The 25,584-nt window shown below is 47.7% G+C and carries 24 protein-coding genes, 1 pseudogene and 1 other annotated feature; of the genes and pseudogenes, 16 read left to right on the top strand and 9 right to left on the bottom strand.

Going from position 1 to position 25,584, the window contains the following annotated elements; all coding sequences use genetic code 11:
- Position 1 precedes the first annotated feature (1 nt).
- From ccsB to ATH33_RS03115, 3 genes are read left to right on the top strand one after another with little or no spacing between them, the layout of a single operon-like run.
- A complete protein-coding gene (ccsB, locus tag ATH33_RS03105; protein ID WP_037997546.1) occupies positions 2-1,204 on the top strand; it encodes a c-type cytochrome biogenesis protein CcsB in 1,203 nt (400 codons plus the stop codon).
- Positions 1,205-1,229: 25 nt separating this feature from the next.
- Positions 1,230-1,946 carry a response regulator transcription factor gene (locus tag ATH33_RS03110; protein ID WP_037997548.1) on the top strand — a complete coding sequence of 239 codons (717 nt, stop codon included), beginning with the start codon at positions 1,230-1,232 and terminating at the stop codon, positions 1,944-1,946.
- The gene (locus ATH33_RS03115; RefSeq protein ID WP_049719978.1) at positions 1,943-3,757 is read left to right on the top strand and encodes an ATP-binding protein; all 1,815 of its coding nucleotides are present in this window, start codon (positions 1,943-1,945) and stop codon (positions 3,755-3,757) included. The genes ATH33_RS03110 and ATH33_RS03115 overlap by 4 nt, the downstream gene beginning before the upstream one ends.
- Before the next feature lie 49 nt (positions 3,758-3,806).
- On the opposite strand, the gene ATH33_RS03120 is transcribed toward ATH33_RS03115, so the two are convergent.
- From ATH33_RS03120 to ATH33_RS03130, 3 genes are read right to left on the bottom strand one after another with little or no spacing between them, the layout of a single operon-like run.
- Complete coding sequence (locus tag ATH33_RS03120) at positions 3,807-4,502, bottom strand: SDR family oxidoreductase (protein ID WP_037997551.1); 696 nt, start codon at positions 4,500-4,502, stop codon at positions 3,807-3,809.
- A gap of 42 nt (positions 4,503-4,544) precedes the next feature.
- Entirely contained in the window at positions 4,545-6,125 is a 1,581-nt protein-coding gene (gene serA / locus ATH33_RS03125; RefSeq protein ID WP_037997651.1) for a phosphoglycerate dehydrogenase, read from the bottom strand.
- Entirely contained in the window at positions 6,118-7,275 is a 1,158-nt protein-coding gene (locus ATH33_RS03130; protein ID WP_037997655.1) for a pyridoxal-phosphate-dependent aminotransferase family protein, read from the bottom strand. The genes serA and ATH33_RS03130 overlap by 8 nt, the downstream gene beginning before the upstream one ends.
- 69 nt (positions 7,276-7,344) lie before the next feature.
- Positions 7,345-7,573 (bottom strand) — a binding site (T-box leader).
- Between the two features lie 99 nt (positions 7,574-7,672).
- On the opposite strand from ATH33_RS03130, the gene ATH33_RS03135 reads away from it, so the two are divergent.
- A complete protein-coding gene (locus ATH33_RS03135) occupies positions 7,673-9,859 on the top strand; it encodes an ATP-dependent helicase (protein WP_147437060.1) in 2,187 nt (728 codons plus the stop codon).
- 34 nt (positions 9,860-9,893) lie between these two features.
- Here ATH33_RS03135 and ATH33_RS03140 read toward each other — a convergent pair whose 3' ends face one another.
- The 3 genes from ATH33_RS03140 to ATH33_RS03150 form a co-directional block, all read right to left on the bottom strand.
- Positions 9,894-10,997 carry a DUF1648 domain-containing protein gene (locus ATH33_RS03140; RefSeq protein ID WP_037997661.1) on the bottom strand — a complete coding sequence of 368 codons (1,104 nt, stop codon included), beginning with the start codon at positions 10,995-10,997 and terminating at the stop codon, positions 9,894-9,896.
- On the bottom strand, positions 10,994-11,392 hold the full coding sequence (locus ATH33_RS03145) for a GntR family transcriptional regulator (RefSeq protein WP_037997663.1): 399 nt from the start codon (positions 11,390-11,392) through the stop codon (positions 10,994-10,996). Before ATH33_RS03145 ends, ATH33_RS03140 begins: the two co-directional genes overlap by 4 nt.
- A gap of 119 nt (positions 11,393-11,511) precedes the next feature.
- Positions 11,512-12,006, bottom strand: a complete 495-nt coding sequence (locus ATH33_RS03150) for an inorganic diphosphatase (RefSeq protein WP_037997666.1) — start codon at positions 12,004-12,006, stop codon at positions 11,512-11,514.
- A gap of 114 nt (positions 12,007-12,120) precedes the next feature.
- Here ATH33_RS03150 and ATH33_RS03155 point away from each other — a divergent pair, with 114 nt between their 5' ends.
- Entirely contained in the window at positions 12,121-12,447 is a 327-nt protein-coding gene (locus tag ATH33_RS03155; RefSeq protein WP_037997669.1) for a rhodanese-like domain-containing protein, read from the top strand.
- Positions 12,448-12,485: 38 nt separating this feature from the next.
- Here ATH33_RS03155 and ATH33_RS03160 read toward each other — a convergent pair whose 3' ends face one another.
- Entirely contained in the window at positions 12,486-12,695 is a 210-nt protein-coding gene (locus tag ATH33_RS03160) for a ferredoxin (protein ID WP_037997672.1), read from the bottom strand.
- 110 nt (positions 12,696-12,805) lie between these two features.
- Between ATH33_RS03160 and ATH33_RS03165 the strand changes: the two genes are divergently transcribed.
- The gene (locus ATH33_RS03165; RefSeq protein WP_049719982.1) at positions 12,806-13,390 is read left to right on the top strand and encodes a CPBP family intramembrane glutamic endopeptidase; all 585 of its coding nucleotides are present in this window, start codon (positions 12,806-12,808) and stop codon (positions 13,388-13,390) included.
- Positions 13,391-13,550: 160 nt separating this feature from the next.
- Positions 13,551-14,141, top strand: a complete 591-nt coding sequence (locus ATH33_RS03170) for a genetic competence negative regulator (RefSeq protein WP_037997674.1) — start codon at positions 13,551-13,553, stop codon at positions 14,139-14,141.
- Positions 14,142-14,177: 36 nt separating this feature from the next.
- Here the strand turns inward: ATH33_RS03170 and ATH33_RS03175 are convergent, their stop codons facing one another.
- On the bottom strand, positions 14,178-14,858 hold the full coding sequence (locus tag ATH33_RS03175) for a PIG-L deacetylase family protein (RefSeq protein WP_049719983.1): 681 nt from the start codon (positions 14,856-14,858) through the stop codon (positions 14,178-14,180).
- Positions 14,859-14,992: 134 nt separating this feature from the next.
- Between ATH33_RS03175 and ATH33_RS03180 the strand changes: the two genes are divergently transcribed.
- Both ATH33_RS03180 and ATH33_RS03185 read left to right on the top strand, forming a co-directional pair.
- Positions 14,993-16,273 carry a Glu/Leu/Phe/Val family dehydrogenase gene (locus tag ATH33_RS03180; RefSeq protein ID WP_062842968.1) on the top strand — a complete coding sequence of 427 codons (1,281 nt, stop codon included), beginning with the start codon at positions 14,993-14,995 and terminating at the stop codon, positions 16,271-16,273.
- Between the two features lie 71 nt (positions 16,274-16,344).
- Positions 16,345-17,316, top strand: a complete 972-nt coding sequence (locus tag ATH33_RS03185) for a YpdA family putative bacillithiol disulfide reductase (RefSeq protein WP_121874046.1) — start codon at positions 16,345-16,347, stop codon at positions 17,314-17,316.
- A 71-nt stretch (positions 17,317-17,387) separates the two neighbouring features.
- On the opposite strand, the gene ATH33_RS03190 is transcribed toward ATH33_RS03185, so the two are convergent.
- Positions 17,388-18,362: an asparaginase gene (locus tag ATH33_RS03190; protein ID WP_121874047.1), complete on the bottom strand. Its 975-nt coding sequence runs from the start codon at positions 18,360-18,362 to the stop codon at positions 17,388-17,390.
- Positions 18,363-18,865: 503 nt separating this feature from the next.
- On the opposite strand from ATH33_RS03190, the pseudogene ATH33_RS03195 reads away from it, so the two are divergent.
- From ATH33_RS03195 to der, 7 genes and pseudogenes are all read left to right on the top strand, one after another.
- Positions 18,866-19,228 (top strand): annotated as a pseudogene (locus tag ATH33_RS03195) (cell wall hydrolase); the annotation flags it as partial.
- A gap of 15 nt (positions 19,229-19,243) precedes the next feature.
- Positions 19,244-20,590 (top strand): germination protein YpeB, encoded by a 1,347-nt coding sequence (gene ypeB / locus ATH33_RS03200; protein WP_049719987.1) that lies wholly within the window; start codon positions 19,244-19,246, stop codon positions 20,588-20,590.
- A gap of 307 nt (positions 20,591-20,897) precedes the next feature.
- On the top strand, positions 20,898-21,566 hold the full coding sequence (gene cmk / locus ATH33_RS03205) for a (d)CMP kinase (protein ID WP_037995301.1): 669 nt from the start codon (positions 20,898-20,900) through the stop codon (positions 21,564-21,566).
- A gap of 3 nt (positions 21,567-21,569) precedes the next feature.
- A complete protein-coding gene (locus ATH33_RS03210) occupies positions 21,570-22,160 on the top strand; it encodes a lysophospholipid acyltransferase family protein (RefSeq protein ID WP_037995299.1) in 591 nt (196 codons plus the stop codon).
- Between the two features lie 108 nt (positions 22,161-22,268).
- Positions 22,269-23,426 (top strand): 30S ribosomal protein S1, encoded by a 1,158-nt coding sequence (rpsA, locus tag ATH33_RS03215; RefSeq protein WP_037995296.1) that lies wholly within the window; start codon positions 22,269-22,271, stop codon positions 23,424-23,426.
- Positions 23,427-23,524: 98 nt separating this feature from the next.
- Positions 23,525-24,142 carry a hypothetical protein gene (locus ATH33_RS03220; protein ID WP_138615010.1) on the top strand — a complete coding sequence of 206 codons (618 nt, stop codon included), beginning with the start codon at positions 23,525-23,527 and terminating at the stop codon, positions 24,140-24,142.
- Positions 24,143-24,249: 107 nt separating this feature from the next.
- Positions 24,250-25,563: a ribosome biogenesis GTPase Der gene (der, locus tag ATH33_RS03225; RefSeq protein WP_037995291.1), complete on the top strand. Its 1,314-nt coding sequence runs from the start codon at positions 24,250-24,252 to the stop codon at positions 25,561-25,563.
- Positions 25,564-25,584: the final 21 nt, after the last annotated feature.

Consider the following 25,584-nt stretch of genomic DNA (forward strand, 5'->3'; position numbering starts at 1 on the left):
GATGGAACAATTGATGGAGAATCTCCTTTTTGGAACATTCTTTTTATATTTGATTTCTTCTGTCGCGTTTGTGATGGGAATCTCCAAAGACAAAAATGAAAAAAGTGAACAAAGAAAAAGACGCTGGGGAAATATTGCCGTCGGAATTGCGATCGTGGGAGCCGTTTTTCAAACTTTGTTCATTATCACAAGAATGATGATCGGTGGCCACTTCCCGACAAGCAACATGTTTGAATTTACGGCTTTTCTATGTTATGCCATTGTCATTGCGTTTGTAATTGTTTACTTTATTTATAAAAATATTGTTTTAGGGGCTTTTGTCATGCCTCTGGCTGTGGTTTTGCTGGCTTATGCTTCTGTTTTCCCGCGGGATGTCCAGCCGCTGATCCCGGCCTTGCAAAGCTACTGGTTGCCGATTCACGTGTCGACGGCGGCGCTGGGGCAAGGGGCCTTTGGGATTGGTTTTATTGCCGGATTAATTTATCTGGTTAAAAACGTCGGGAATCAGAAAGCAGGGAAAAATGCTTTTTGGCTGGAAACCACCCTGTTGATTGTTTTGATGTTTCTTGGATTTAGTATTGTTCAATTTGCATTTGGCCTCGTTGATTATGAAGCGAAATTTTCGCATACTGTTGATGGGGAGGCAAATGTTCAAGAGTACTCTCTTCCTCCCATCGTGAGTCCGACTGACAGCCAAATCATTCAAATGGATTCCTTCCCGGGCCTGAATGAACCGCTGTTTGAAAGTCCCGGCTGGATGAAGGGAGAAAAAGCGGCAAGCAAATTGAATTCCGTCATTTGGTCTGTGATTACCGGACTGATTTTATACGGGCTTTTGCGGTTGATCTTGAGAAAGCCGCTTCGAACAGCGCTTCATCCGCTGGTGAAAGACTTGGACAGCGAATTGGTTGATGAAATTTCTTACCGCGCGATTGCAATCGGTTTCCCGATTTTTACATTGGGCGCGCTGATTTTTGCAATGATTTGGGCTCATCAAGCGTGGGGCCGTTTCTGGGGATGGGACCCGAAAGAAGTGTGGGCGCTCATTACCTGGCTCTTTTACAGCGCTTATCTGCATTTGCGGCTGTCCCGCGGTTGGCACGGGTTGAAGTCGGCATGGCTGGCGGTTGGCGGTTTTGTGATTATCATGATTAATTTGATCGCAGTTAATCTAGTGATCACCGGTTTGCATTCATATGCGTAAATCAAAGCAGCAGGGGTGAAGTAACTTGGACAAACAGTATCAGATTCTGGTGGTGGATGATGAAGACCGCATTCGTCGGTTGCTTCGCATGTATCTGGAAAGAGAAGGCTATTTAATCGAAGAAGCGGAAGATGGCGAAAAAGCTTTGCAAATGGCGCTGGATAAAAACTATGACCTGATTTTGCTGGATTTGATGTTGCCGGGGATGGACGGATTGGATGTTTGTGCCGAATTGCGAAAGAAAAAAGCAACGCCCGTGATTATGCTGACGGCCCGGGGAGAAGAAGCCAACCGTGTGGAAGGGTTTGAATCCGGAACCGATGATTACGTGGTCAAGCCGTTCAGCCCCCGGGAATTGGTACACCGGGTGAAAGCGGTGTTGCGCCGGGCCTCGGCGACTGCCTTCTTGACCACCAATATTGAAACGCATAATGTGATTGTGTTTCCTGAACTGACAATTGATCATGATGCCCATGAAGTCAAAGCGGGCGGCAAAAAGATCCAATTGACACCGAAAGAATATGAGCTGCTTTATTATTTGGCCAAATCTCCCGATAAGGTTTTTACCCGGGAACAGTTGTTGAGGGATGTATGGCATTATGAATTTTTTGGGGATTTGCGCACGGTTGACACACACGTAAAACGATTGCGTGAAAAACTGAACCGCGCTTCCACCAAAGCGGCGAAGATGATCACCACGGTGTGGGGAGTCGGTTACAAACTAGAGGTGCCGAAAGAGTGATTTGGAGAAGTGTAGTCGGCAAGCTGTGGATCACCATCATCATTCTTGTTTCCTTGGTGTTGGTGCTGTTAAATCTCTTTTTGAATGAACAAGTGGAGAAAACTTATGTTCGTGACCAGAAGAAAAGTTTGGAGCAACTTGCTGGAGAGATTCAGAAAAAGTTTAATCAACCCGGATATGATCATATCCAGTATCTGAATAATGTCCTGCAAGTCTCTGAACTTTTCCATACATATATCGTCACGTTGGATGCCAGCGGATCGGTGAGCAACTACGGGGTTTCTCCCCATGTGCCGAACGTTCCCTGGCAGGAAGTTTTATCGCAAGATGATTTAAACCGGGTGCTAAAAGGCGAAACGCTTTTTATTCAGGGAAAAGTCCGGGTAAAGTCCGATCCGGGAAATTTTCCGTTCTTTAAAAATGACGTCTTGCTTGTTGCCGTTCCGCATATTGTCAACGACAAAACGGTGGGTGCGATCGTGCTTTATCAAACCCAGGAACAGTTGAGCGAGACGGACATCAAACGGTGGATTTTTTACTCTTCGCTGATCGGCATTGTGTTGACGACCATTTTTGCCTTTTTCTTGTCAACCCGGATTTCCCTTCCGTTGGTGCAGATGAAAAAAGCGGTGGAAAAAATGGCGCGCGGAGAGTTTTCCACCCGGGTTCCGGTCCGCTATCATGAACGGGACGAAATTGCCGAGTTATCGATGACGTTTAACCGGATGGCCTCCCAACTGGAAGACTCGATTCATCAGCTGTCACAAGAAAAAGAACAATTGGCAAGCATTTTAAAAAGTATGTCGGATGGCGTTTTGACCATCAGTAAATATGGAAAAATCATTTTGACCAACCCCATTGCCGACCGTTTTCTCGCGCAGTGGAAAGATGACACCCCCAAAGATGCTTTGCCCAAGCCGTTGCAAGATCTTTTCAGACAAGTGACCGACGACCATAAAGAATATACCGGGGATATCACCGCCCGGGGACGGACATGGGTGGTGGTCATGTCCCCGCTTTACACCGATACCGGGGACCAGGTGCGCGGGGTGGTGGCAGTGTTGAGGGATGTCACGGAAGAGAGAAGATTGGACAAACTCAGAAAAGATTTTGTTGCCAATGTTTCTCATGAGCTGAGAACCCCGTTGCAAATGTTGCAAGGTTACAGTGAAGCTTTGATGGATGACATTGCCGACACACCGGAAGAGCGCCGGGAATTGGCGAAAGTGATCAATGAAGAGTCTCAACGGATGAGCCGTCTGGTCCGTGAATTGCTCGACCTTGCCCGTATTGAATCCGGGCATATTCAAATCGCTCCCACGGAAGTTCCTCTGGATGAGTTTATCCAGCGCGTGATCCGCAAATTCCAGGGAATGGCGAAGGAGAGCAATGTTCAGTTGGCTGCCGTTTTCAAAGAAGAATCGCAACCGGTTGTCTATTGGGATGAAGATAAAATTGAGCAGGTTTTGACCAATCTGATCGACAATGCGATCCGCCATACTCCGAGTGGAGGAAACGTCTATGTACACGTCGGTGTCGAAGACGGAAAAGTGAACATCGATGTGGAAGATACCGGTTCGGGAATTCCGGAAGAAGATTTGCCCTTTGTGTTTGAGCGCTTCTATAAAGCGGACAAAGCCCGGACCCGGGGCCAATCCGGAGGAACCGGAATCGGTTTGTCGATTGTCAAACACCTGGTGGATGCGCATGGAGGCAATGTTTCTGTCAAAAGCGAGACCGGAAAGGGAACGGTGTTTATGATTGAATTGCCGCTTCGGATCGAAGAGAATAATGAATTTTTTATCGGCTGAAGAAAAAGCACGGATCTTAAGGATCCGTGCTTTTTTTATGGGAAGGAAGTTACTTTTGGAACGCTTTGGGAACCAAGGGGCGCATCAAAATCTGATTGTAAATCACCCCTTTGGGTGCTGAAACAATGGTCCATACCGCTTCGGCCACTTGTTCCGCTTCCATGGCGTATTCTTTGTAGTTGTTAAAGTTGGTTTTGATCGACCCCGGGCAAAGAGCCGATACTTTGACTTGATGAGGTTTTAATTCGAGCGTCAGTGCATCGGTCAATGCCATCAATCCGAATTTGGATGCGCAATATCCGGCTCCGGAAGCAAATGCCTCGGTTCCGGCGATGCTGGAAATATTGACAATGTGCCCTTCGGTCTTTTTCAAATGGGGAATGGCATATTTACAATGAAGAAAAGCGCCCTTCAAATTGACATTCATCATTTCGTCCCATTCTTCTTCACTTAATTCTTCCACGGGCGAAAAATATCCGAGACCGGCGTTGTTGATCAGGATATCCAGCCGGCCGTACTTTTCGATAGTATCATCCATGACTTTTTTGACTTGGCGGGAATCTGTGACATCGCAAGCGACGGGATCGATGGTGCCTTGGAACTCCCCGGCCAATTCATTCAGTTTTTCGGTGCTGCGGGCCGTGGCAATAACTTTGATGTTTTCTTTGGCCAGGCGTCGGGCGATGGCAGCGCCCAATCCTTTGCTTGCACCTGTCACAATGGCGATTTTTTGCTCCGCTTCCATACCGTTTTCCTCCAATCCTGACACATTGATTCTGAATCTCTATTATAAATCAATTTCATGCAAAGATTGAATGTTATCGATTTGCAGAATCAAATCAATCAGGTTTTTGGTCAGCGGTTTGTCAATTCGAAGAATCATGATGGCTTGGCCGCCGATTCCCAGCCGCCCCACTTGCATGGTTGCAATGTTGACATCTTCGCTTCCAAGCAACGTTCCAACCCGTCCGATGACCCCGGGCAAATCCTGGTGCTGAATAAACAGGAGATGCCCTTTGGGGGTGACATCCACCGGATAATCGTCCACCTTGGTAATGCGGGGCCCAAAGCCGTTTAACAGGGTTCCCGCCACACTGCGGATTTCTTTGGAGGTATGCACTTCAACCCGGATATATTGCGTGAAACCATGGCTTGCCATCGTTTTTTGTTCCACGATTTGAACGCCGCGTTTTTTTGCGAGATGGGGGGCATTGACATCATTTACATTGGATAAGTAATGGGAAAGCACTCCTTTTAATACCGTGCGGGTCAGTGGGAAAACATCCAGTTCAGCCACTTCCCCCCCATAGGTGATGGTGATTTGCGACAGGGCGCCGTTGCTGATCTGGGAGACGAATTTTCCCAGCTTTTCGGCCAATTCTTGATACGGAAGCAGTTTTTGTCTCAGTTCGGCGGGGACGGATGGCAGATTGACGGCATTTTTAAAGGGTTCCCCACGCAGGATGTGAAGCACTTCTTCCGCAACGTCCAGTGCCACATTTTCTTGGGCTTCGACGGTGGAGGCTCCCAGATGCGGAGTCGCGATCACCTGAGGCAGGGAAAGAAGCGGATGATCCTCGGGCGGTTCCGACTCAAACACATCCAGTGCGGCTCCGGCCACTTTTCCGTCCAAAATGGCCTGGTACAGGGCTTCCTCATCGATGATCCCGCCCCGGGCACAGTTTAAGATCCGGACACCATCTTTCATTTTGGAAAACATGTCATGATTGATCAAGTGTTTGGTTTCTTTGGTCAACGGCGTGTGTACCGTGATGAAATCGCCTTTTTCGATCGCTTCTTCCAACCCGGCTTTGGTGACGCCCAATTTTTCAGCCCGGTCTTTGGACAGGTAAGGATCGTATGCGATCACGTTCATCCGGAATGCTTTGGCGCGTTTGGCAAGTTCCGATCCGATCCGTCCGAGTCCGATGATGCTGAGGTTTTTTCCGTTCAATTCCGTTCCCACATACTTTTTGCGCAACCATTTGCCTTGCAGCAGGGAATGGTACGCTTGCGGAATATTGCGGGCCAATGACAACAACATGGCAAACGTATGTTCAGCGGTGGATATCGTATTGCCGTCCGGAGCGTTGACCACTATGATTCCTTTTTGTGTGGCGGCATGGACATCGATGTTGTCCACACCGACCCCGGCACGTGCGATCACTTTCAAACGCCGGGCTTTATCGATGACTTCGGCGGTTACTTTGGTTTGGCTGCGAACCAAAAGGGCATCGGCATCTTCGATGGCTGTAAGCAGTTCTTCTCGGGATAATTTTGATTTTTGGATTACTTGAATATCCGGGGATTGTTGTAATTTTTCAATCCCTTGGTCGCTGATCGGATCGGTGATCAATACTTTAAACATTCATCATCACCTCTTGTGCTGCTTTGGTGGCCATTCCCGGTTCAACGGGTTGTCCCATTTGCGAAAGAGTGACTTCAACGGCAGCAAGAACCGTCAGGATATCCCACTCGTCACAGTAACCCATGTGCCCGATTCGGAAGATTTTCCCCTTCAGGTGTTGTTGTCCGCCGGCAACATAAAAACCGTGGCTTTGCAATTTTTTTCGGAACGCTTCCACATCCCACTTCTCTTGCGACGCATCGATGGAGGTGACAGTCGGGGAAGCGTGGCGATCATCGGCCATCAAGGTCAGGCCGGAAGCCCGGATGCCGGCGCGGGTAATGTTTTTGAGACGTTCATGCCGGGAGCATACATTTTCAAATCCTTCTTCTTCCAAAAGGGACAAAGACTCTTTCAAACCGTATAATAGGGAGACGGCAGCGGTGAAAGGAGTGGTGTCCTCCTGTTCCAGTTTCCGGCGATACGCTTCCAGATCCAAGTAAAAACGGGGTTGCCGGTTGCCGGCAATCACTTGCCATGCGCGTTCGCTCACGGCAAGAAAAGCAAGCCCCGGAGGCAGCATCAGTGCTTTTTGGGAACCGGTCACCATGATGTCGACTCCCCAATCATCCATTTGGCAGGGAACCGCCCCGACACAGCTGACGCCGTCAACGATCACCAAGGCATCGGAATGTTGCCGGACGGTTCGGGCCAGTTCCGGAACGGGATTCAAAACGCCGGTGGATGTTTCGCAATAAGTCAGAAAGACGCTTTTGGCGCCGGGATGTTTCTTTAAGAAGTCAGCCAGTTGCTCCGGTTCGCATGCTTTTCCCCAGGGAATATCCAAGCGATGCAAATCGATCTCGTATTTTTCGACGATTTTGGCAAAGCGGTCGCCGAATGCACCGGTGACCACGACAATGGCTTCATCCCCGGGGGATAAGGTGTTGACGACAGCCGCTTCCAAAGCCGAAGTTCCGCTGCCTGCCACAATGAGTGGTTGCTGTCCGGTCCCGAAGATGGGTTTCAGCCGCTCGGAACATTCATGAATCAATTGGGAAGCCAGGCGGCTCCGGTGCCCGATCACCGGCTGTGTCATGGCGCGCTGGACTTGAGGCGGAACGGGTGTCGGACCGGGAATGCGAAGATGATATTTGTCTTTCAATGGCATGAAGATCTCCTCCTATCCAAGGTGAAAGTCAATAAAAAAAACCTTACATCCCCACACCTGTGGCAACAGGTGAGGGACGTAAGGTCCGTGGTGCCACCCTCGTTCGCAATTGGTTCGCACCAATTGCCTCATCAAGTCCGAAAAGGACTCATGATGTAACGGATCATCCGGATCTGCCTACTCATTCTTTCAGCAGACCGCTCAGGAGTGCTCCACATCGGGCAAACTGCCGATTCGCAGCAAACATCGGCTCTCTGAGAGTTTGCCGGCTGATGCTTGGCTCCTTCATCGCTTTAATCATCTGAATTTTGATAAATAATGTAACATGGCGGGGAAGTACTGTCAACCCGTAAAGAAGAAAAATGTTGAGGCATAGAAAAAAAGGTTTGTGTTAACATTGAATTATTCAGTTGTGTCGATGGCGATCCGGAGGAAAGGAGGAGAAGCGGTGGGGATCAGCGGAACGAAATACATTTTGTCCGGATTGAATGACAAACAACAAGAGGCCGTAACGGTACCCTGCCAGCCGACCGTGGTGTTTGCCGGGCCGGGGAGCGGAAAAACGACGGTGCTGACAAGAAGAATCTTATATTTGATGGAACAGGGAACACCGCCCGGACAGATCATGGTGGTGACGTTCACCCGGGCAGCGGCACGAGAGATGAAAAGCCGTTTACAGGAAGTGAATCCCGTGGAAACGGACAAACTGTGGATCGGAACGTTTCATTCTTTGTTTCTTTTGATGTTAAAGGATAGCGGCATGAGAATTCCTCCCTTGTTGAAAGACGGCAGGCAAAAAGAAGCCATCCGCAACATCTTGTCCCAACTGAACCAGCCCACCGATGATGACACGATCGGCACTTATCTTCAGCAAATCGGATTATGTAAAGCGCATGCCATTCTTCCGGCCAGAATGAAAGTCCAAAAGCAAAAAAACATCTTGTTTCGGGAAATTTATTCTTTATACGAAGCATGGAAACGGGAGCAGGATTATTGGGATTATGATGATATTTTGCTGGCGATGTACCATCAGGTGAAAAAACCGGAGTTTCTTGCGCGGTGGCAAGAACGGTTGATACATATATTGGTGGATGAGTTTCAGGATATCAACCGGATTCAATACGATATTCTGGTCCGGTTGGCTTCCAGGCACCGCCTGTTGTATGCCGTCGGGGACGATGATCAATCCATTTATGGATTCCGGGGAAGCGATCCGGAAATCATGCTGCAATTAAAAAAAGATTTTCCCGATTTGAAGCGATTGATCTTGACCACCAACTACCGGTCCGCCGATCCGATCATTCAAGCCAGTGAACGTTTGATCCAAAAAAACCGCTTCAGACAGGCCAAAGTCCGGCATGGACTGGGGAAGGACGGAGCGGACGTGGAATGGATGGAGCCGGAAGACGAGAATGAAGAAGCTGAACGGATTCTTTTCCGGATCCAGGACGGCACCGACACGGCGGTATTGTTTCGAACCGCCACTCAGGCACGCGCTTTGGTCGATGCGTTGGTACGAAAGGGCATCTCTTTTTATATGTCAGGGGAATTTTCTTTTTACCGCCGGTGGCAGATCCAAGATCTGTTTTCTTATTTTCGTCTTGTCAATGATCCGGATGATCTGGATGCCTTGATCCGCATCATCAACAAACCCAAACGTTACTTGTTTCAAGAAGAATGGATCGATGCATGCTGGTTCCTGTCCAAAAAAAGCGGGCGGTCGCTGGTGGATACATTACCGGCGTTGCCGGGACTGGAACCGTATCAGGTCCGCCATTTGGACAAGCTGGGAAAAGATCTGCGCGAAATTCAGGCATGCTCACCGGTTGAAGCGATCCGGCATTTGCGGTTTCAAACGGGATATGACCGGTATTTGGAAGCATTTGCGAAGGAAACGGGGGCGGATCTCGAGCAGTTGATCGAACCGTTGGATGAACTGATGGTCGCCGCGGAAAGTTTTTCTGATCTCACGGAGATGCTCGCGCATGCGGAAAAAGTGGAAGAAGCGTTGAAACGTAGCAATCCCGACACGGCCAAAATCAAGTTGATGACGCTTCACCGATCCAAAGGGCTGGAGTTTGACCGGGTTTTCATTATCGGTTTACAGGCGCAAACCCTTCCGCATCACCGGAGCCTTCAGGTGGCGGAGGAACGGAAAAGTGCCGCTTGGGAAGAAGAACGGCGCTTGTTGTATGTGGGAATGACCCGTGCGCGAAAAGAACTGATTTTGTCTTCGGCCAAAACCAGGCAGGGGAAAAGAACCGCTCCTTCCCCGTTTTTAAAAGACATCGGAATCACCGGGGAAAACCGGAGGGCACAAGGGGGAACGGAAAAGAAGCCGGAATCCGCTTCCCCTGTAAAACTGTCCGATCTGAAAAAACAACCGCAAATGCGATTTATCCATGAAGAAATCACCATCGGCATGCAGATTCACCATACCCGGTTCGGAACCGGGGTCATTGAAGATGTTGTTCCCATTGAAGGGGTGGCTCCCGGCAGAAAAATTCTGGTGCGGTTTCAAGGCGAGCGGCAATCCTTGCACTATGAATTATCCCGGCAGTTGGGATTGATCCGGCAGGCATGAAAAAGGTCAGGGACACAGGTTCCCTGACCTTTTGTCAATTTCCAAAAAAATAGGTAATGGCAAACGCAAGACCGATGACAAGAAGGATGAAGATCCAGGAAAGCGGATGAGCCCAATTATTGGTCCAGCCGATCCCGAAGCGTTTTTCCACAAAAATTGCCGGATCGTTTTTATTAAAGTAAAACTGTCCGAGCTTCCAGTATTGGTCATCATCCCGGTTGATCATGTCCCCGTTTTTGCCGGAAACCGCTTTGACCCGGCTTCCTCCTTGTCCCGTTGTAAAGGATATGAGAAGTGCGGCGATCAAAATTCCGATGGTAATGACAAGTGAAACGGCAGTCACCGGTCCCGCGGAAACCGGGTGAATCCATGAAAAGGATGACAGAGAGAACATCGAAACCACAGCGGTTCCGGAAAGGATGGTGAAAAGGGACCATCTGCGCCGGAAAATCACATTTTGCCGGATGGATTTTCCCGGGTTTTCCGCGCTGATTTGTTGTTTGGCTTTGCCGATCATGATGTTGATCCATAAAAACAACAGGGTTAAATAGACTTGCATCACCGGTGGAAAGAGAACCGTCCGGTAAGATTTTTCCGCATAGCGGGTTACCTTTCCGTTAAAGTCATATTGCATGGGGATCTTTTCCGGGATCCGTTCATAAAAATGGATTAAAAAGATCAAAGTGGCCAGCGTCAGGGAAAAGGGAATCAAAAACCATAAATGGGAGTAAGTCAGCTTTTCTTGGCGAAAGCTGGTATCCACGACCACCATCTGTTTTTTCTCTTTTCCCCAATCGGCCTGTTGTTTCAATGCTTTCATTTTTCGGTGAAAGATTAAGTAAGCCAGAAAGTGGGCAGCCAGATAAAAAAGAAGAAGAAAAACAAACCAAAGGCCGAGCGATTCCTCGTCGTTTAATACCATGGATCCCGGAACAAACATGGCAAGGACGGCCAATCCGATACCGGCCATGATCCAGGCGTATTGCTTGCGCATCTTTTTAAGTTCCGGAAGATGATAAGCTTTTTCCGGGATGGAGACGCCAAAACTTTCTGTCCGTCTGGTCCAATAGGGAATGAAACAAAGGGAAATCAATACGGGAATCATGATGAGGCACATCAGTAACACACTTGTACTCACGGGTTGTCACCTTCCCTGTCGGTGAATTTTTGAAACAAGCGTCTGCAAAGCTGTTGAAATTCCTTTTCCCCGATTCCGCGGCACACGGATTCGGCGATCAGGGGAGAAAGGGCTTGTTCCAGTTTTGTCCGGTATGCTTCATCCGCTTCCGGAACCCCTTCCGGATGAACGACCACGCCCTTTTGTCTGTGAATCAAGATGAAGCCTTCCTGTTTTAACTGTTGGTAAGCTTTATTGACCGTGTGCAGGTTGATTCCGATGTCAGCAGCCAGGGCTCTTACCGAAGGAAGGCGGTCGCCCGGTTTTAATTCTTTTTTGGCGATCCCGGCGATGATCTGATGCTTTAACTGCAAATAAATCGGTTCATCTGATTCAAAGTCCAAAAAAATTTGCACCTTTCCACCACCTTCCGTTTATTCTATATGTTATATATATAATATAACAAACAAATTGAACGGGCAACAGGAGGCACAAAAAAAGCACCTGATCCTTTCAGGTGCTTTTTCAATAAGCGTTATTTATTTTCTTGATACCGTTTTTGACATTCTTCATAAAGTTGAGCCGCAAAGTCGGCATCTTTCCAACCTTCGATCTTGGTCTCTTTGTTTTCGAGGTCTTTGTAAACCTGGAAGAAGTGTTCGATCTCTTTCAACACATGGGGAGCCACGTCTTCCAAGGAGTTGACTTTGTCAAAACGGGGATCGTCAACCGGAACGGCCAATAATTTTTCATCCGGTCCTTTGTCATCCGACATCAGCAACACGCCAATCACCCGGCTGGAAATCACGCAACCCGGGAAGGTCGGGAACGAAGTCAGGACCAAAATATCCAACGGATCCCCGTCTTCCGCCAGGGTGTTTTCAAGATAACCGTATTCGGTCGGATAATGCATGGGAGAGTAAAGAACCCGGTCCAGTCGGAATACGCCAAGTTCTTTATCGTATTCGTATTTGTTTTGGCTTCCGGTCGGAATTTCAATGAATGCATCAACTACGAGTGGATTGGACATCTTTGTTCCTCCTTTGGTATGTATAACCTAACCATCATTGTAGACGTTTTTTTACAGATTCGCAATAAAGAAGGCACCCCGGGTATGCTACAATCATAAAAAAGGGGAGTAAATATGATAAGTGAAATTTCTGCAAAAGAGTTTGCGAAAAAGGTTCAAAGCCAAAAGCCACAGAAGGATGAAATGGTGATCATTGATGTGCGCGAACCTGAAGAATGGCATGATTATCATTTGGAAGACTCGAAGTTAATGCCGTTGGGGACATTGCATCAGCAAATTCATGCACTGAATAAGCAGCAAAAAATTTATGTGATATGCGCCCATGGCGTCCGCAGCTTCTATGCCGCGCAATATTTGCTCCAACAAGGGTTTTCCGATGTGGTGAATGTTGAAGGGGGAATTCAACGCGTCCGGTTGTATTTGGAGGAATTTGAAAAATGAAAAAGCTACCCGGAAAAAAACCGGGTAGCTTGTGGGCATTATTCCTCGACTTTGATGGAGTCCGTGGGGCAGCCTTCTTGAGCGTCGCGGACATCTTCCCAAAGTTCTTCAGGAACATCAGCGGTTCCGGTGTTGTCATCAAGAATCACATAAGCAATGCCGTCTTCGTCATAGTCATACACGTCGGGAGCCGTTGCTCCGCAAGCACCACAAGCAATACAAGTATCTTTATCTACCCAAGTGCGCATAAGTACAAATCTCCTCCCGTGAATAAATACCAATGAGCTAAGTCCACTACCAACCCTCATTTTAGAACGAATTGGTTGGAATTGCAAGAAGCGGATTGAGAGGGATGACCATGAGGGAACACGCTTCCAAGGATTCATCACCTGCGGCGAAGCAAGTGCTGTTCGCCTTTTATATTACCCAGTTACTGTTATTTGCAATCAGTGCCGTCGCTTTATGGTGGCAAGAGAAATCACTGGAGCATTTATTCTCCTTTCATGATATACATATGTGGTTGTGGGGAATCGGTGCAGGAGGATTGATTCTGTCCATCGACGCCGTGCTCATGGCCTGCGTCCCCAAAAGCTGGCTGGACGACGGGGGCTTGAATCAACTGCTGTTTGAAAATCGCTCCGTGGTGCATGTTCTTGTGATTGCGGTGGTCGCGGCGGTCTCGGAAGAGATGTTTTTCCGGGGAGTTCTCCAGGAATGGCTGGGGATCTGGATGACCAGTGTTGTGTTTGTGCTCTTGCATACGCGGTATTTGAAAAAATGGTTGCTGGTGGCCGCTGTTTTTGCAATCAGTGCGGGGCTCGGTTGGTTAACGGAATGTTTCGGCAACATCACTCCCGCCGTGATTGCGCACGGGCTGATCGACTTTGTTTCGGGATTGTTCATCCGTTACAGGGCAAAAGGAGGAAGGAAGCTCAAAACTTGACAGCCACTTCAAGATGTTTTAATTATTTTATATGCTGATCTAGGCAAGAGAGTTGTTGATTGTGTATGATGAATATAGAAAAAGGAGACTTTGCCCCGTCACATGATCTTTTTTTTCACATAAGGTATAGGGGAAGGTCTCCAGCGAGGGAGGGTAGGCCATGCGTGTCGAACGGCTTGGGGGAGATAAAATCCGCTTTTTCCTCACTTTGGATGATTTGGCTGATCGCGGGATCGAAAAAGAGGATATTTGGCGGGATATCCCCAAAGTGCACGAGTTATTTAATGACATGATGGAACATGCCTATCAGGAGTTAGGATTTGAAGTGACCGGACCCGTGGCTGTGGAAGTGTTTGCATTGCCTGCACAGGGGATGGTGGTTGTCGTCACCCGTGGTCAGGCTCCGGGCGATATGGCGGAGGAAATCAGCCAAGATCCGGAAATCTATGAACTGGAAGTGACGATGGAGGAAACAAAGGACCTGGTTTTCTGTTTCCATGACTTTGAAAATTTGGTGCAGGCCGCCCATCGCGTGAAACATCTTACCCAAGGAGGACAGGTTTACGCTTTTCAAAATCGTTACTATCTCCTTTTCGGGCAAGAGATGCAATCGGATGATTTGGGAACCTTGGTGGCCATCTTGTCCGAATTCGGGGAAATGTCCACGTGTACCATTCCTTATTTGCAGGAATACGGGAAAGTGGTTTGTGAAGATCATGCGGTTCAACAAATATCCCATTATTTTGGATGACATAGATGCGCACCCGTTTTCAGGCGGGTGCGCTTTTCATGATGTTTTATCCACAACCAATTGGAAATGCTCAAATTTTCGCAGCTGGCCGGTTTTGCCTGAAAGGACCCCCGGAAAGACGCGTTCGACGGACAGATGCTGGGTTTTATGCGCGGCCAGTGCTTTGGCGATTTGTTGATGGTAAGGGCTTACATCCACTTTTTCGGTTACATGCTCGTCCGGTACAAAGGAAACGGGAGAGGAATAAAAATGGCCAATTGATTCTGGTATGACAATATAGTAAAGTTTGGTTGGGAAAGAAATATTTTGCACAGCTGTAAGTGTTGCTTTTTGGATGATTTTATGATCCGGATGTCCGGAAATTCCGGACGGTGGGAAGGTGATAATCCGATCGGGGCGAATCTCATTCATCACGGAACACAGTTCATCGACGATGGTCGAAAAAGGCTGCCCGGCCAAACGTCCGTCACCGTAATTTTTAAGGATCAACCGGTCCATTCCCAAAATGGACAGCGCATTTTTCAGTTCCTGTGTCCGGACATCCCCCAGCTCTTCCTGCGTGCACAGGGGAGGGTTGCCGGTTTTGCCGGCTTCGCCACGGGTGGCGCAAAAAAGAATCTGTTCGTATCCCAATTGATGAAAGTGACAAATGGTTCCCCCGCAACTGAAGGTTTCATCATCGGGATGGGCAAATACGTACAATATTTTTTGACACATGATGATTTTCCTTTCTTTGTTTAACGTAGTGGTGTAGGGCGCTTGTTTTTTGAGTTTAGTTCTTCTGAGGAATATTGTATACTTAGATATGTTTAAAGGGAATGAAAAGTAGTATTTTTTCTGAGGTGGTCAGGATGGCACAACAATCAGTTGCAGAAAGTCATCAAGAAGATAAAGAAAACATGGATGTTCTTGTTTCCACGCAAACCGTGATCAAAGAAGCTTTAGAAAAATTAGGTTATTCAGAAGCGGTTTATGAATTGTTGAAAGAGCCGTTAAGGGTTTTGACGGTTAGGATTCCCGTGAGGATGGACGACGGGTCCGTCAAGGTTTTCACTGCATACCGGGCACAACATAATGATTCGGTCGGACCGACCAAAGGCGGCGTCCGTTTCCATCCGAATGTCACTGAAACAGAAGTGAAAGCGTTGTCAATTTGGATGAGTTTAAAAGCAGGGATTGTCGACCTTCCTTATGGCGGCGGTAAAGGCGGCGTGGTTTGCGATCCGCGCAATATGTCATTTCGGGAATTGGAACGTTTGTCCCGCGGCTACGTGAGGGCGATCAGTCAGATTGTGGGTCCCACCAAAGACATTCCGGCTCCGGATGTTTACACCAACTCGCAAATCATGGCATGGATGATGGATGAATACAGCCGGATTCGTGAATTTGATTCTCCCGGATTTATTACCGGAAAGCCGTTGGTGCTCGGTGGTTCACGCGGACGGGAAACAGCGACGGCCAAAGGCGTGACTTTGATGATCCGCGAAGCGGCGAAAAAGCGGAACATTGATCTCAAAACTGCACGGGTTGTGATTCAGGGATTTGGAAATGCGGGCAGTTATTTGGCCAAATTCATGCATGATTCCGGTGCCACGGTGATCGGGATTTCCGATGCTTATGGAGCCCTTTATGATCCGGACGGATTGGATATTGAATATCTCCTGGATCGCCGCGATTCATTTGGCACCGTGACCAATCTGTTCAAAGACACGATAACCAACCAGGAATTGCTGGAGCTGGATTGTGACATCCTGGTGCCTGCCGCGGTCGGAAATCAAATCACCGCCAAAAATGCACACCGGATCAAGGCGGATATCGTGGTGGAAGCCGCCAACGGTCCGACGACCTTGGAAGCGACCAAAATCCTGAATGATCGCGGAGTTTTGTTGGTGCCGGATGTGCTTGCCAGTGCCGGCGGTGTGACGGTTTCTTATTTTGAATGGGTGCAAAACAACCAGGGCTATTATTGGACGGAAGAAGAAGTCGAGGAAAAATTGGAAAAAATCATGGTGAAAGCGTTTGAGAATGTATATCGCACGGCTCAAACACGAAATGTGGATATGCGTTTGGCCGCTTATATGGTCGGCGTGAGAAATATGGCGGAAGCATCGCGTTTTCGTGGCTGGGTATAGTATAATAAAAGACTTGGAGAACACCCTTTGCGGGGTGTTCTTCTTTTGCATGTATTTTGGAGGTGGTTCACTTGGCAGATGTTATTATTGTCGGAGCCGGACCCTGCGGAATTTCTGCCGGCATTGAACTGAAGAAGGAAGGATTTGATCCGCTTATCATCGAAAAGGGGTGTCTGGTGAATTCCATTTATCATTATCCGTTATCCATGACTTTTTTCAGTTCCGCTGACAATCTGGAAATCGGGGGAATTCCTTTTACCACTATAAATGAAAAACCGACCCGCGCCGAGGCGTTGGCTTATTACCGGACCGTGGCCAGATATTTTCAGTTAAATATCCATACTTATGAAGAAGTTTTGGACATTGAAAAGAACGGGGATGCATTTGTGGTCCGAACCCGAAAAAGAGAGGAACAACATCGTTACGAGGCGAAAGCGGTGGTGCTGGCAACAGGCTATTATGATAATCCCCAGCGGATGGGAATACCGGGTGAAGAGTTGCCGCATGTCCATCATTATTTTCGTGATGCCCATCCCTATGCCGACCAAAAAGCGGTTGTCATCGGAGGCCGCAATTCAGCCATTGATGTGGCCTTGGAGCTTTACTATACCGGAGCCAAGGTGACCATGGTTTACCGCAAAAGAGCTTTTCACGACAGTGTGAAAGCCTGGGTGCGCCCGGTGATTGAAACTGCGATTGAAAAGAAACGCATAGAGATGTTTTGGGAATCGGAAGTGGAAGAAATTTTGCCAAATTCCGTGGTGATTCGAAAAAACGGGGAGAAAATGGCCATTCCGGCTGATGTGGTGTTTGCGATGACCGGATACCGGCCCGATCTCACATTTTTGAAAAGATTGGGAGGGGAAGTGAATCCAAAAACCGGTGTTCCCGTTTTATCCGAAGCGATGGAATCAACGGTGCCCGGATTTTATCTGGCCGGGGTGGTCACAACCGGTCATGATTCCACCAAAATCTTTATTGAAAACGGAAGACACCACGGACGGTTCATTGCCGAGGATTTGAAGAAGAAATTCAAAGTGTAATGAAGGCATGTGTGGTGGTTTCAGGAGGGAGGCCCCTCCGCTTTCCTTTTGAAACCACGATGTGGCCTTTTTTACATTTGAAAGTAAGGCTCCAGTTCTTTGAGATCGGTTGTTTGTTGAAGGGCCAGCATCAGTTTGATCCGTGCTTTGGGCCCGTTGATCCCGTTGCAGAACAAAAGCCCCATCTCTTTTAATTGTTTTCCGCCCCCTTCGTATTCATAAGTGTCGAGCACCACTCCGTTAAAGCACCGGGAAACCAGCACGACCGGCATGTTGCGGGAAAGTGCTTTTCGGATTCCGGGTAACATCATGGGAGGAAGGTTGCCTTGTCCCAATGCTTCGATGACCAGCCCGTCCATTTCCTGGTGAATCGACCACTCGATCAAGGAGCTGTCCATTCCGGAGACCGCCTTGATGAGAGCGACTTGATGCGCCGGGGGTTTTAACGGCAGTTGTTTTTCACTGATCGCTTGCCGTTGGAACAAAATTTCTTTTTTTGTGATCATGCCAAGAGGGCCCAATCCCGGGGATTGAAAAGTTGCAACATTGCTTGTGTGCGTTTTGGTCACCGTTTTGGGGGAATGAATTTCATCATTAAACACCACAAGGGTTCCCATGCCTTTGGCTGTTTCGTTAGAGGCGACGCGAACGGCGTTGACCAAATTGTACGGGCCGTCGGCACCCAGTTCGTTTTGGCTTCGCATGGCACCCGTGATGACAACCGGCTTATCTTGGGGAAGGACCAAACTCAAGAAGTATGCGGTTTCTTCCAGGGTATCCGTTCCGTGGGTGATGACGACCCCCGCCACGTTATTTTGATCCAGGAAGTGTTTGGCCCGCCCGGCGATTTGAGCCATGATGGCCGGCGTGATATGGGGGCTGGGCAGGTTCAGGAAATGGTCCATTTCCACTTTTGCATATTTGTTCAATAACGGCAGTGTGTCCTGTAATGCTGCCGGATCTTCCGGTTTGACGCCTTCGGTCTCATCGGATTGAGACATGGCGATGGTTCCTCCGGTTGTGATCACAACCACTTTTTGATCCAAGCGGTTCACATCCTTTCCATCCGTCCGTGTTTGCGGCTTACACCAAATCTATCGTATGGAATCCAGTATTCCCTGTCAATAATAGGATTATCAAGTGGTTTGGATGGTGAAAGAATGAAGGAAAACGAAAGATACATGGTCAGAATCCAATGCAATCAATGTGGCGAACGGTTTATTTTAAAAGGCAGGATGAAAAAGGGGCAAGTGCAGACAGGCTTTAAGAAATGCTTGTGCGATAATGATTCGGATTTTGAAATTGATTATACCTCATTGGATGACAAATAAAGAACCGGTTGAAAAAAGAGAGCTCGAATGGCTCTCTTTTCTTATTGCATAAATCACCGGCTGGCCGTTCAAACTACTGGAAGAAATGAAAAACGGAGGAAGAAACGGTGAAAAGGTTTGTGTCGATCAGCGTTTGGTTTTGTCTGATCCTGATGATGGTTTGTACGGTTTCTGCAGACCGGGGACAGGTTCATGCGGCAAATGCCGGAAAATCGAGTGGAGGATTCAGTGAAAATGAAATCCGGCTGTTGAGCCAGGCGGTTTACGGTGAAGCGCGTGGCGAGCCCTATATTGGACAGGTCGCCATCGCCGCGGTTATTTTAAACCGCTTGGAAAGTGAAAGTTTTCCCGATACCGTCTCCGGGATCATTTTTCAACCGGGGGCTTTTACCGCCGTGGCGGATGGACAGATTTGGATGGAACCGGATGAAACAGCCCGCAAAGCGGTGATGGATGCCATAAACGGATGGGATCCGGCGGAAGGGGCGGTTTATTATTTCAATCCGGAAACAGCCACCTCCAAATGGATCTGGTCCCGTCCGCAAAAAAAGAAAATCGGAAAACATATTTTCTGTGATTAAAGGGGATGTGATCTCATGTACAAAAGAGTGGCGGCCATTTTGTTTCCGATTACCTTGGTGGCCCTGGTGGGGACAGCAGCCTGGGGATACCAGGAATATCAAGACAAAAATGCCGTTTTGATTAAAGCGGAAAACTCCTATCAACGGGCTTTCCATGATTTGAACGAGAATTTGGACCGTCTGCACGGGGAATTGGGAAAGTCGCTGGCAATGAAATCCCCCAAGCAGTTGGCAACCTCAATGACCAATGTGTGGAGACTGGCCTATGCGGCACAAAACGATATCGGACAATTGCCGCTCACGTTGGTTCCTTTTGACCAGGCTGAAAAATATTTGGCAAAAGTAGGGCGTTTTGCCTACCAAGTCGGAATTCGCGATTTTAACAAGGAGCCTTTGAGTGAAAAAGAATGGAACACACTGCAAGAACTTTATAATCAATCCAAAAATATCACCCATGAGTTGCAAAATGTGCAACATAAGGTATTGGACAACAACTTGCGCTGGATGGATGTCGAACTGGCGATCGCCACTGAAGACAAGAAAATGGACAGCACCATTATTGACGGCTTTAAGTTGGTGAATCAGAAAGTGAAAGAGTTCCCGGAAGTGGATTGGGGACCCGCTGTGAATAATATGGAAGTACGGGAAAGAGAGCGTGCCAATCAAATTTCCGGCAAGAAGATCACACCGCAAGAAGCAAGGGAAATTGTCGCAAAAGCCTTTGGCAAAAAAACAACCAAAGGCATGGAAGTGGCGAAAAACAAAAACGGAGATTTTGAGACATACAGTGTCCGTTACAAGGGAGCCGGTAACACCGATGTTTACACGGAAATGACCACCAAAGGAGGCCATCTGGTATGGATGGTGTTTGACCGGCCGGTGAAAAAGAAACAAATTTCTTCTGAGCAAGCGCTGAGAAAAGCGGAACAGTTTTTGGAACGGATCGGTTATCCGGACATGGAACCGGTTGCCTACGATGAAACGGCCAACATTTTGTCATATACGTTTGTCCGCCGGCTGAACGGAGTGATGATTTATCCGCAAACCCTCGCCGTCAAAGTGGCGTTGGATAACGGGGAAATCATGGGGCTGCAGGCTGATGAATATGTGTTTAATCAATTCAAAGTGGTCGATACCAAACCGGAATTGACGGTGGAAGAGGCCAGGAAAAAACTGAGTCCGTATTTGAAAGTGCAGAAGAACGGGCTTGCGGTGATTTATAACCAAAACGGGCAGCCGGTATTGTGCCATGAGTTTTTGGGTACCATCAAAGACAATCAGTATCGCGTCTTCTTAAATGCCAAAACCGGCGAGGAAGAGTACGTGGAGCGGATTGAAAAAGCAGACGCCGATCAGATTTAATTTTTTGTTTAAACTTTTAAATGGGCCGATATAATAAGATCGGCTCATTTAATTGTTTTCATTGCAACTATGACTAAATTATGTTATTCTTTTAACAGGTTTCCTTTATCGTGATGCGCGATGTCATTCGCTCGAATTTCATGTTTTTACTTAAAAAGGAAATACATAGTTGATATGATCAGGTAGCAGTTGCGTTTTAGTTTGTCGAGAGGAATTTACTTGAATCGAATAAAGTATTTCCAATCGAGCAGGCTACGCCTGCTCTTATCATTTTCATCCCGACTTTCAGGGAGGATTAACAGAATCAATGAGTAGGATTTCAGTGGCAATTGACGGTCCGGCAGGTGCCGGAAAAAGCACAGTGGCGCGCCAAGTGGCAAAGCGCCTTGGAATAACTTATGTGGATACAGGAGCCATGTATCGGGCAATTGCATGGAAAGCGCTTCAGAACCAGATTGATCCGGAAGATGAGGAAGCGATGACTCAGCTTGCGGAATCGGTTCAAATCGATCTGCATCCGGATGGAATCTGTGTCGACGGACAGCCCTTAAAAGATGAACTTCGCACTTCCGAAGTGTCGCAACTTGCGTCAAACATTGCAAAAATGCCCGGGGTTCGCCGCATCCTGGTAAACATCCAACAACGGATCGCCGAAGGCCGGAGTGTTGTGATGGACGGACGGGATATCGGATCGCATGTGTTGCCGCATGCCGATGTAAAAGTGTTTTTGACGGCGTCCATTGAAGAAAGGGCCATGCGTCGATACCGGGAGATGAAAGCAAAAGGGATCGAAGTGGATTTCGAACAATTGAAAGCGGAACTGGCGAAACGCGATGAAAACGACCGCATGAGGGAAATCGCCCCGTTAAAAAAGGCAGAGGATGCGGTGTTGGTGGATACGACGGATTGCCCGGTTTCGGAAGTTGTCGAAAAGATCCTTCAACTTTGTCGTAACAAATTAAACGATGAGGAGTAAGATATGTTATACCGTGTTTCACGTGCCATTGTTCGATTTTTGATGGCTTTGCTCTATCCCTTCAAGTCTGAGGGGGAAGGGCATATTCCCAAAGAGGGTCCTGTGGTCTTATGTTCCAATCATATCAGTAATTTGGATCCGCCTTTAGTGGGGATCACCACGACGCGTCAGGTTTATTTTATGGCCAAGGAGGAGTTGTTTCGCATTCCGGTTCTGAGTGGTTTGATCCACCGTTTCGGGGCTTTTCCCGTCAAGCGCGGAGCCGGGGATTTGAAATCGTTGAAAACAGCCATTCAACTCCTTAAAGACGGAAAAGTCGTGGGGATTTTTCCGGAGGGGACCCGCTCCAAATCAGGGGAGCTGTTGGATTTTCATGTGGGTGCCGCATTGGTTGCCCTGAAGGGGAAAGCACCTATTGTGCCGGTCAACATCACCGGACCTTACCGGTTGTTTCGTCCGGTCAAGATCACCTATGGTCCCCCCATTGACATCACGCCGTATTTACAGGAAAAAGCAAACATGAAAACGGCGAAACAATTGACGGAACGAGTGATGGAAGAAATCCGTTCGATGCAAAATGAAAACAGGGAATGAAGATCATCGAAAAGGTGAGGAAACTCAGAGGCTCACCTTTTCAAATCTGATCTTTCTTTTATAAAAAATAGTTTTGATTGCGTCTGGCAATGATGAGGAGGGCTCGTGATGGCAGAAGAGATGAAATCTGAGTTGGCTGAAGTTCAAAATTTAGAAGTGGGCGACGTTGTAACAGGCAAAGTCGTGAAAGTGGAAGACAATCAAGCATTGGTTGATACAGGTTATAAATTCGAATCCATTTTACCCATTTCCGAATTGTCTAGTTTGCATGTGGATAAAGTTTCCGATGTCTTGTCGGAAGGAGACGAAGTCACGGTCAAAGTGCTTCGCATTAAAGAAGACGAAGGAAAATTGATTGTCTCCAAAAAGGAAGTCGATGCCGAAAAAGCGTGGGCAGAGTTGCAACAAAAATTTGAAACAGGCGAAACGCTGACGGCAAAAGTTCATGACATTGTCAAAGGCGGCTTGGTTGTGGATGTGGGCGTTCGCGGTTTTATCCCGGCTTCGCATGTTGAACAACACTTTGTCGAAGACTTCTCCGATTACAAAGGTCGTGAACTGACATTAAAAGTGGTGGAATTGGATCCTGAGAAAAACAAGCTGATTTTATCACACAAGGCCGTATTGGAAGAAGAACAAGAGCGTCGCAAAAAAGAACGCTTGAGCCAGCTGGAAGAAGGACAAGTGCTGGAAGGAATCGTACAACGTTTAACCGACTTCGGGGCATTTGTGGATATTGGCGGTGTGGACGGTCTGGTTCATGTATCCGAAATCGCCTGGCACCGCGTGGAGCATCCGGCCGATGTGTTGAAGGAAGGCGACAAGGTGCAGGTGAAAGTCCTGAAAGTCAACCAGGAAGAAGAAAGAATCAGCCTCAGCATCAAAGAAACCCTGGAAAGCCCTTGGGAAAAGGTGGCCAAAGAAATCAGCGCCGGGGACATTGTGAAAGGAAAAGTGAAACGCCTCGTCTCGTTTGGTGCGTTTGTTGAAGTTTACCCGGGAGTGGAAGGATTGGTTCATGTTTCCCAAATCTCCCACCGTCATGTGGAAACACCGGCGGAGGTTTTGGAAGAAGGACAAGAAGTGGAAGTTAAAGTGCTCGATATCCTTCCGGATCAAAAACGGATCAGCTTAAGCATGAAAGAAGTGGAACCGAAAGAACCGAAAAAAGAAGTAAAAGAAAAAGAAGAGAACAAATTGCAACAATCCTCCGGTTTGAATGTGACCTTGGGTGATGTTTATCCGGAATTGCGCAACTTAAAATAAAAACACAGGATGTTTAAACCAGCCAAAAGTTGGCTGGTTTTTGTATGCTTAAGAAAAGTTTTTTCTACAAAAAATATATAAAAAGATTTAGAAAGAAGGTGAACAGGATTGCGGCCTTCCTTTGTTCGTGGAGCTTGTTGATTTTATATGGCACCGGATGGTTGTCACATTGGATGGAAGCGTTTGAATCGACCCGCACCAACATCCAATGGGTGTTGTGGACCTTGTCTTTGTTCAGTTTATGTCAACCTTGGATGGTTCATGAGTATTTGTATATACATCCCGCATGGATTGCTTTTCTTCTTATATTTATTTATTTCGTCAGCAAATTTTCACCGGATATCCTCATGACTTTACTCAGCAGTTCCTTTTGTGCAGGCACCTTGTTCCTTTTAGGGCATGAATGGCTCCATGCCCATGCCGACTGGACTTATCCACCTTTTCGAATCATGTTGTTTTTGGGAGTAATCCTGTTTTCGCTTTTGATTTCTCCCCGTCTCCCGGAGCGGATCTGGTTTGCGGGCATGAGTTTGATGACCTTGTATATTTGGATTCTTTATTTTCATCAGGATGGATTCGCCCCGGTCGTTTTGGGGTCTGATGTTTTTATGGATGTGTTATGGCTGTCTTTGACCGGCATTTTGTTCGCTCATATTTTGGAAAAGCATTTTCGTTCACGAATATCCAAAAAACGCCTGTCTCTGCCAAAGCTTTGAAAGAACATCAAAACCGGATGAGAAGAGCTTGCCTTAAAAAATATTTATCGATAAGATTAGGTATGTCTTAATATAATGATTGGAAAATGGAAAAGCGAGGATTTTGTATGAGTTTACCTGTTGTTGCGATCGTTGGAAGGCCCAATGTGGGCAAATCGACTATTTTCAACCGCTTGGCGGGAGAGCGGATTGCGATTGTGGAAGATCAGCCGGGAATCACCCGTGACCGGATTTACTCCCGCACGGAATGGAATGGTCGCGAGTTTCATTTGATTGATACAGGCGGAATAGAATTTGATGAAAAAGACGGGATCCTTAAACATATTCGAAATCAGGCCGAACTGGCGATTGAAGAAGCCGATGTGATTATTTTCGTCACGGACGGCCGGCAAGGAATCACCGCAACGGATGAAGAAGTTTCCCGTTGGTTGCACCGGTCCAAAAAGCCGGTTGTTTTGATGGTGAATAAAATTGATGATGTCAAACATATTGAAGGCGTGTACGAGTTTTACCGGTTGGGATTTGAACATGTGATCCCGGTCTCTTCGATTCATGGCACGGGTACCGGGGACATGCTGGATACCGTTGTTTCTCTTTTTCCGGACAAAGAAGAAGAAGAGTATGACGAGGACACGATCCGGGTAGCGCTCATCGGCCGGCCCAATGTAGGGAAATCATCCCTCGTCAATGCGATTTTGGGGGAAGAGCGGGTGATAGTGAGCCCGGAAGCCGGAACCACCCGCGATGCGGTGGACACGCCTTTTGAGTATGACGGGCAGTCGTATGTGCTGATTGATACCGCGGGGATCCGCAAACGCGGAAAAGTTTATGAGTCCGTGGAGAAATACAGTGTCATCCGGGCGATGCGGGCGATTGAGCGTTCCGATGTCTGTCTGATTGTCATTGATGGCGAACGGGGGATAGCGGAACAGGATAAAAAAATCGCCGGGTTTGCACATGAAGCGGGAAGAGCGGCCATTTTCATCGTCAACAAGTGGGATGCGGTTGAGAAAGACGAAAAAACAATGCATAAATTTGAGCAAAAAATTCGTGATTCATTCCAGTTTATGCACTATGCCCCCATCTTATTTGTTTCTGCCAAAACAGGCAAACGGATTCAAAAGATTTTGCCAACCGTGGGCGAAGTGGCGGAACAGCATGCGATGCGCATCCCCACATCCGTATTAAACCAAGTGATTCAAGATGCGATGGCGACGACACCGCCTCCTTCCGACAGGGGACGCCGCTTCCGGGTTCACTACATTACGCAGGTCGCCGTGAAACCGCCGACAATTGTGTTTTTCGTCAACGATCCGGAGATCGCTCATTTCAGTTATCTCCGATATTTGGAAAATCAATTGCGACAGGCATTTCCTTTCCATGGCACGCCTCTTAAAATAAAATTAAGAAAGAAAAGTTGATAATCACAAGCAGGGAGAGAG

Source organism: Thermoactinomyces vulgaris (assembly GCF_003688725.1).
Classification (GTDB): domain Bacteria; phylum Bacillota; class Bacilli; order Thermoactinomycetales; family Thermoactinomycetaceae; genus Thermoactinomyces; species Thermoactinomyces vulgaris.

What these genes read in the sequence shown, in the direction of transcription:
- ccsB (WP_037997546.1), top strand. Translation starts at nt 2, where the DNA reads ATGGAACAATTGATGGAGAATCTCCTTTTTGGAACATTCTTTTTATAT.
- ATH33_RS03120 (WP_037997551.1), bottom strand. Translation starts at nt 4,502, where the DNA reads ATGGAAGCGGAGCAAAAAATCGCCATTGTGACAGGTGCAAGCAAAGGA.
- serA (WP_037997651.1), bottom strand. Translation starts at nt 6,125, where the DNA reads ATGTTTAAAGTATTGATCACCGATCCGATCAGCGACCAAGGGATTGAA.
- ATH33_RS03130 (WP_037997655.1), bottom strand. Translation starts at nt 7,275, where the DNA reads ATGCCATTGAAAGACAAATATCATCTTCGCATTCCCGGTCCGACACCC.
- ATH33_RS03150 (WP_037997666.1), bottom strand. Translation starts at nt 12,006, where the DNA reads ATGTCCAATCCACTCGTAGTTGATGCATTCATTGAAATTCCGACCGGA.
- ATH33_RS03155 (WP_037997669.1), top strand. Translation starts at nt 12,121, where the DNA reads ATGATAAGTGAAATTTCTGCAAAAGAGTTTGCGAAAAAGGTTCAAAGC.
- ATH33_RS03160 (WP_037997672.1), bottom strand. Translation starts at nt 12,695, where the DNA reads ATGCGCACTTGGGTAGATAAAGATACTTGTATTGCTTGTGGTGCTTGC.
- ATH33_RS03165 (WP_049719982.1), top strand. Translation starts at nt 12,806, where the DNA reads ATGAGGGAACACGCTTCCAAGGATTCATCACCTGCGGCGAAGCAAGTG.
- ATH33_RS03170 (WP_037997674.1), top strand. Translation starts at nt 13,551, where the DNA reads ATGCGTGTCGAACGGCTTGGGGGAGATAAAATCCGCTTTTTCCTCACT.
- ATH33_RS03175 (WP_049719983.1), bottom strand. Translation starts at nt 14,858, where the DNA reads ATGTGTCAAAAAATATTGTACGTATTTGCCCATCCCGATGATGAAACC.
- ATH33_RS03180 (WP_062842968.1), top strand. Translation starts at nt 14,993, where the DNA reads ATGGCACAACAATCAGTTGCAGAAAGTCATCAAGAAGATAAAGAAAAC.
- ypeB (WP_049719987.1), top strand. Translation starts at nt 19,244, where the DNA reads ATGTACAAAAGAGTGGCGGCCATTTTGTTTCCGATTACCTTGGTGGCC.
- cmk (WP_037995301.1), top strand. Translation starts at nt 20,898, where the DNA reads ATGAGTAGGATTTCAGTGGCAATTGACGGTCCGGCAGGTGCCGGAAAA.
- ATH33_RS03210 (WP_037995299.1), top strand. Translation starts at nt 21,570, where the DNA reads ATGTTATACCGTGTTTCACGTGCCATTGTTCGATTTTTGATGGCTTTG.
- rpsA (WP_037995296.1), top strand. Translation starts at nt 22,269, where the DNA reads ATGGCAGAAGAGATGAAATCTGAGTTGGCTGAAGTTCAAAATTTAGAA.
- der (WP_037995291.1), top strand. Translation starts at nt 24,250, where the DNA reads ATGAGTTTACCTGTTGTTGCGATCGTTGGAAGGCCCAATGTGGGCAAA.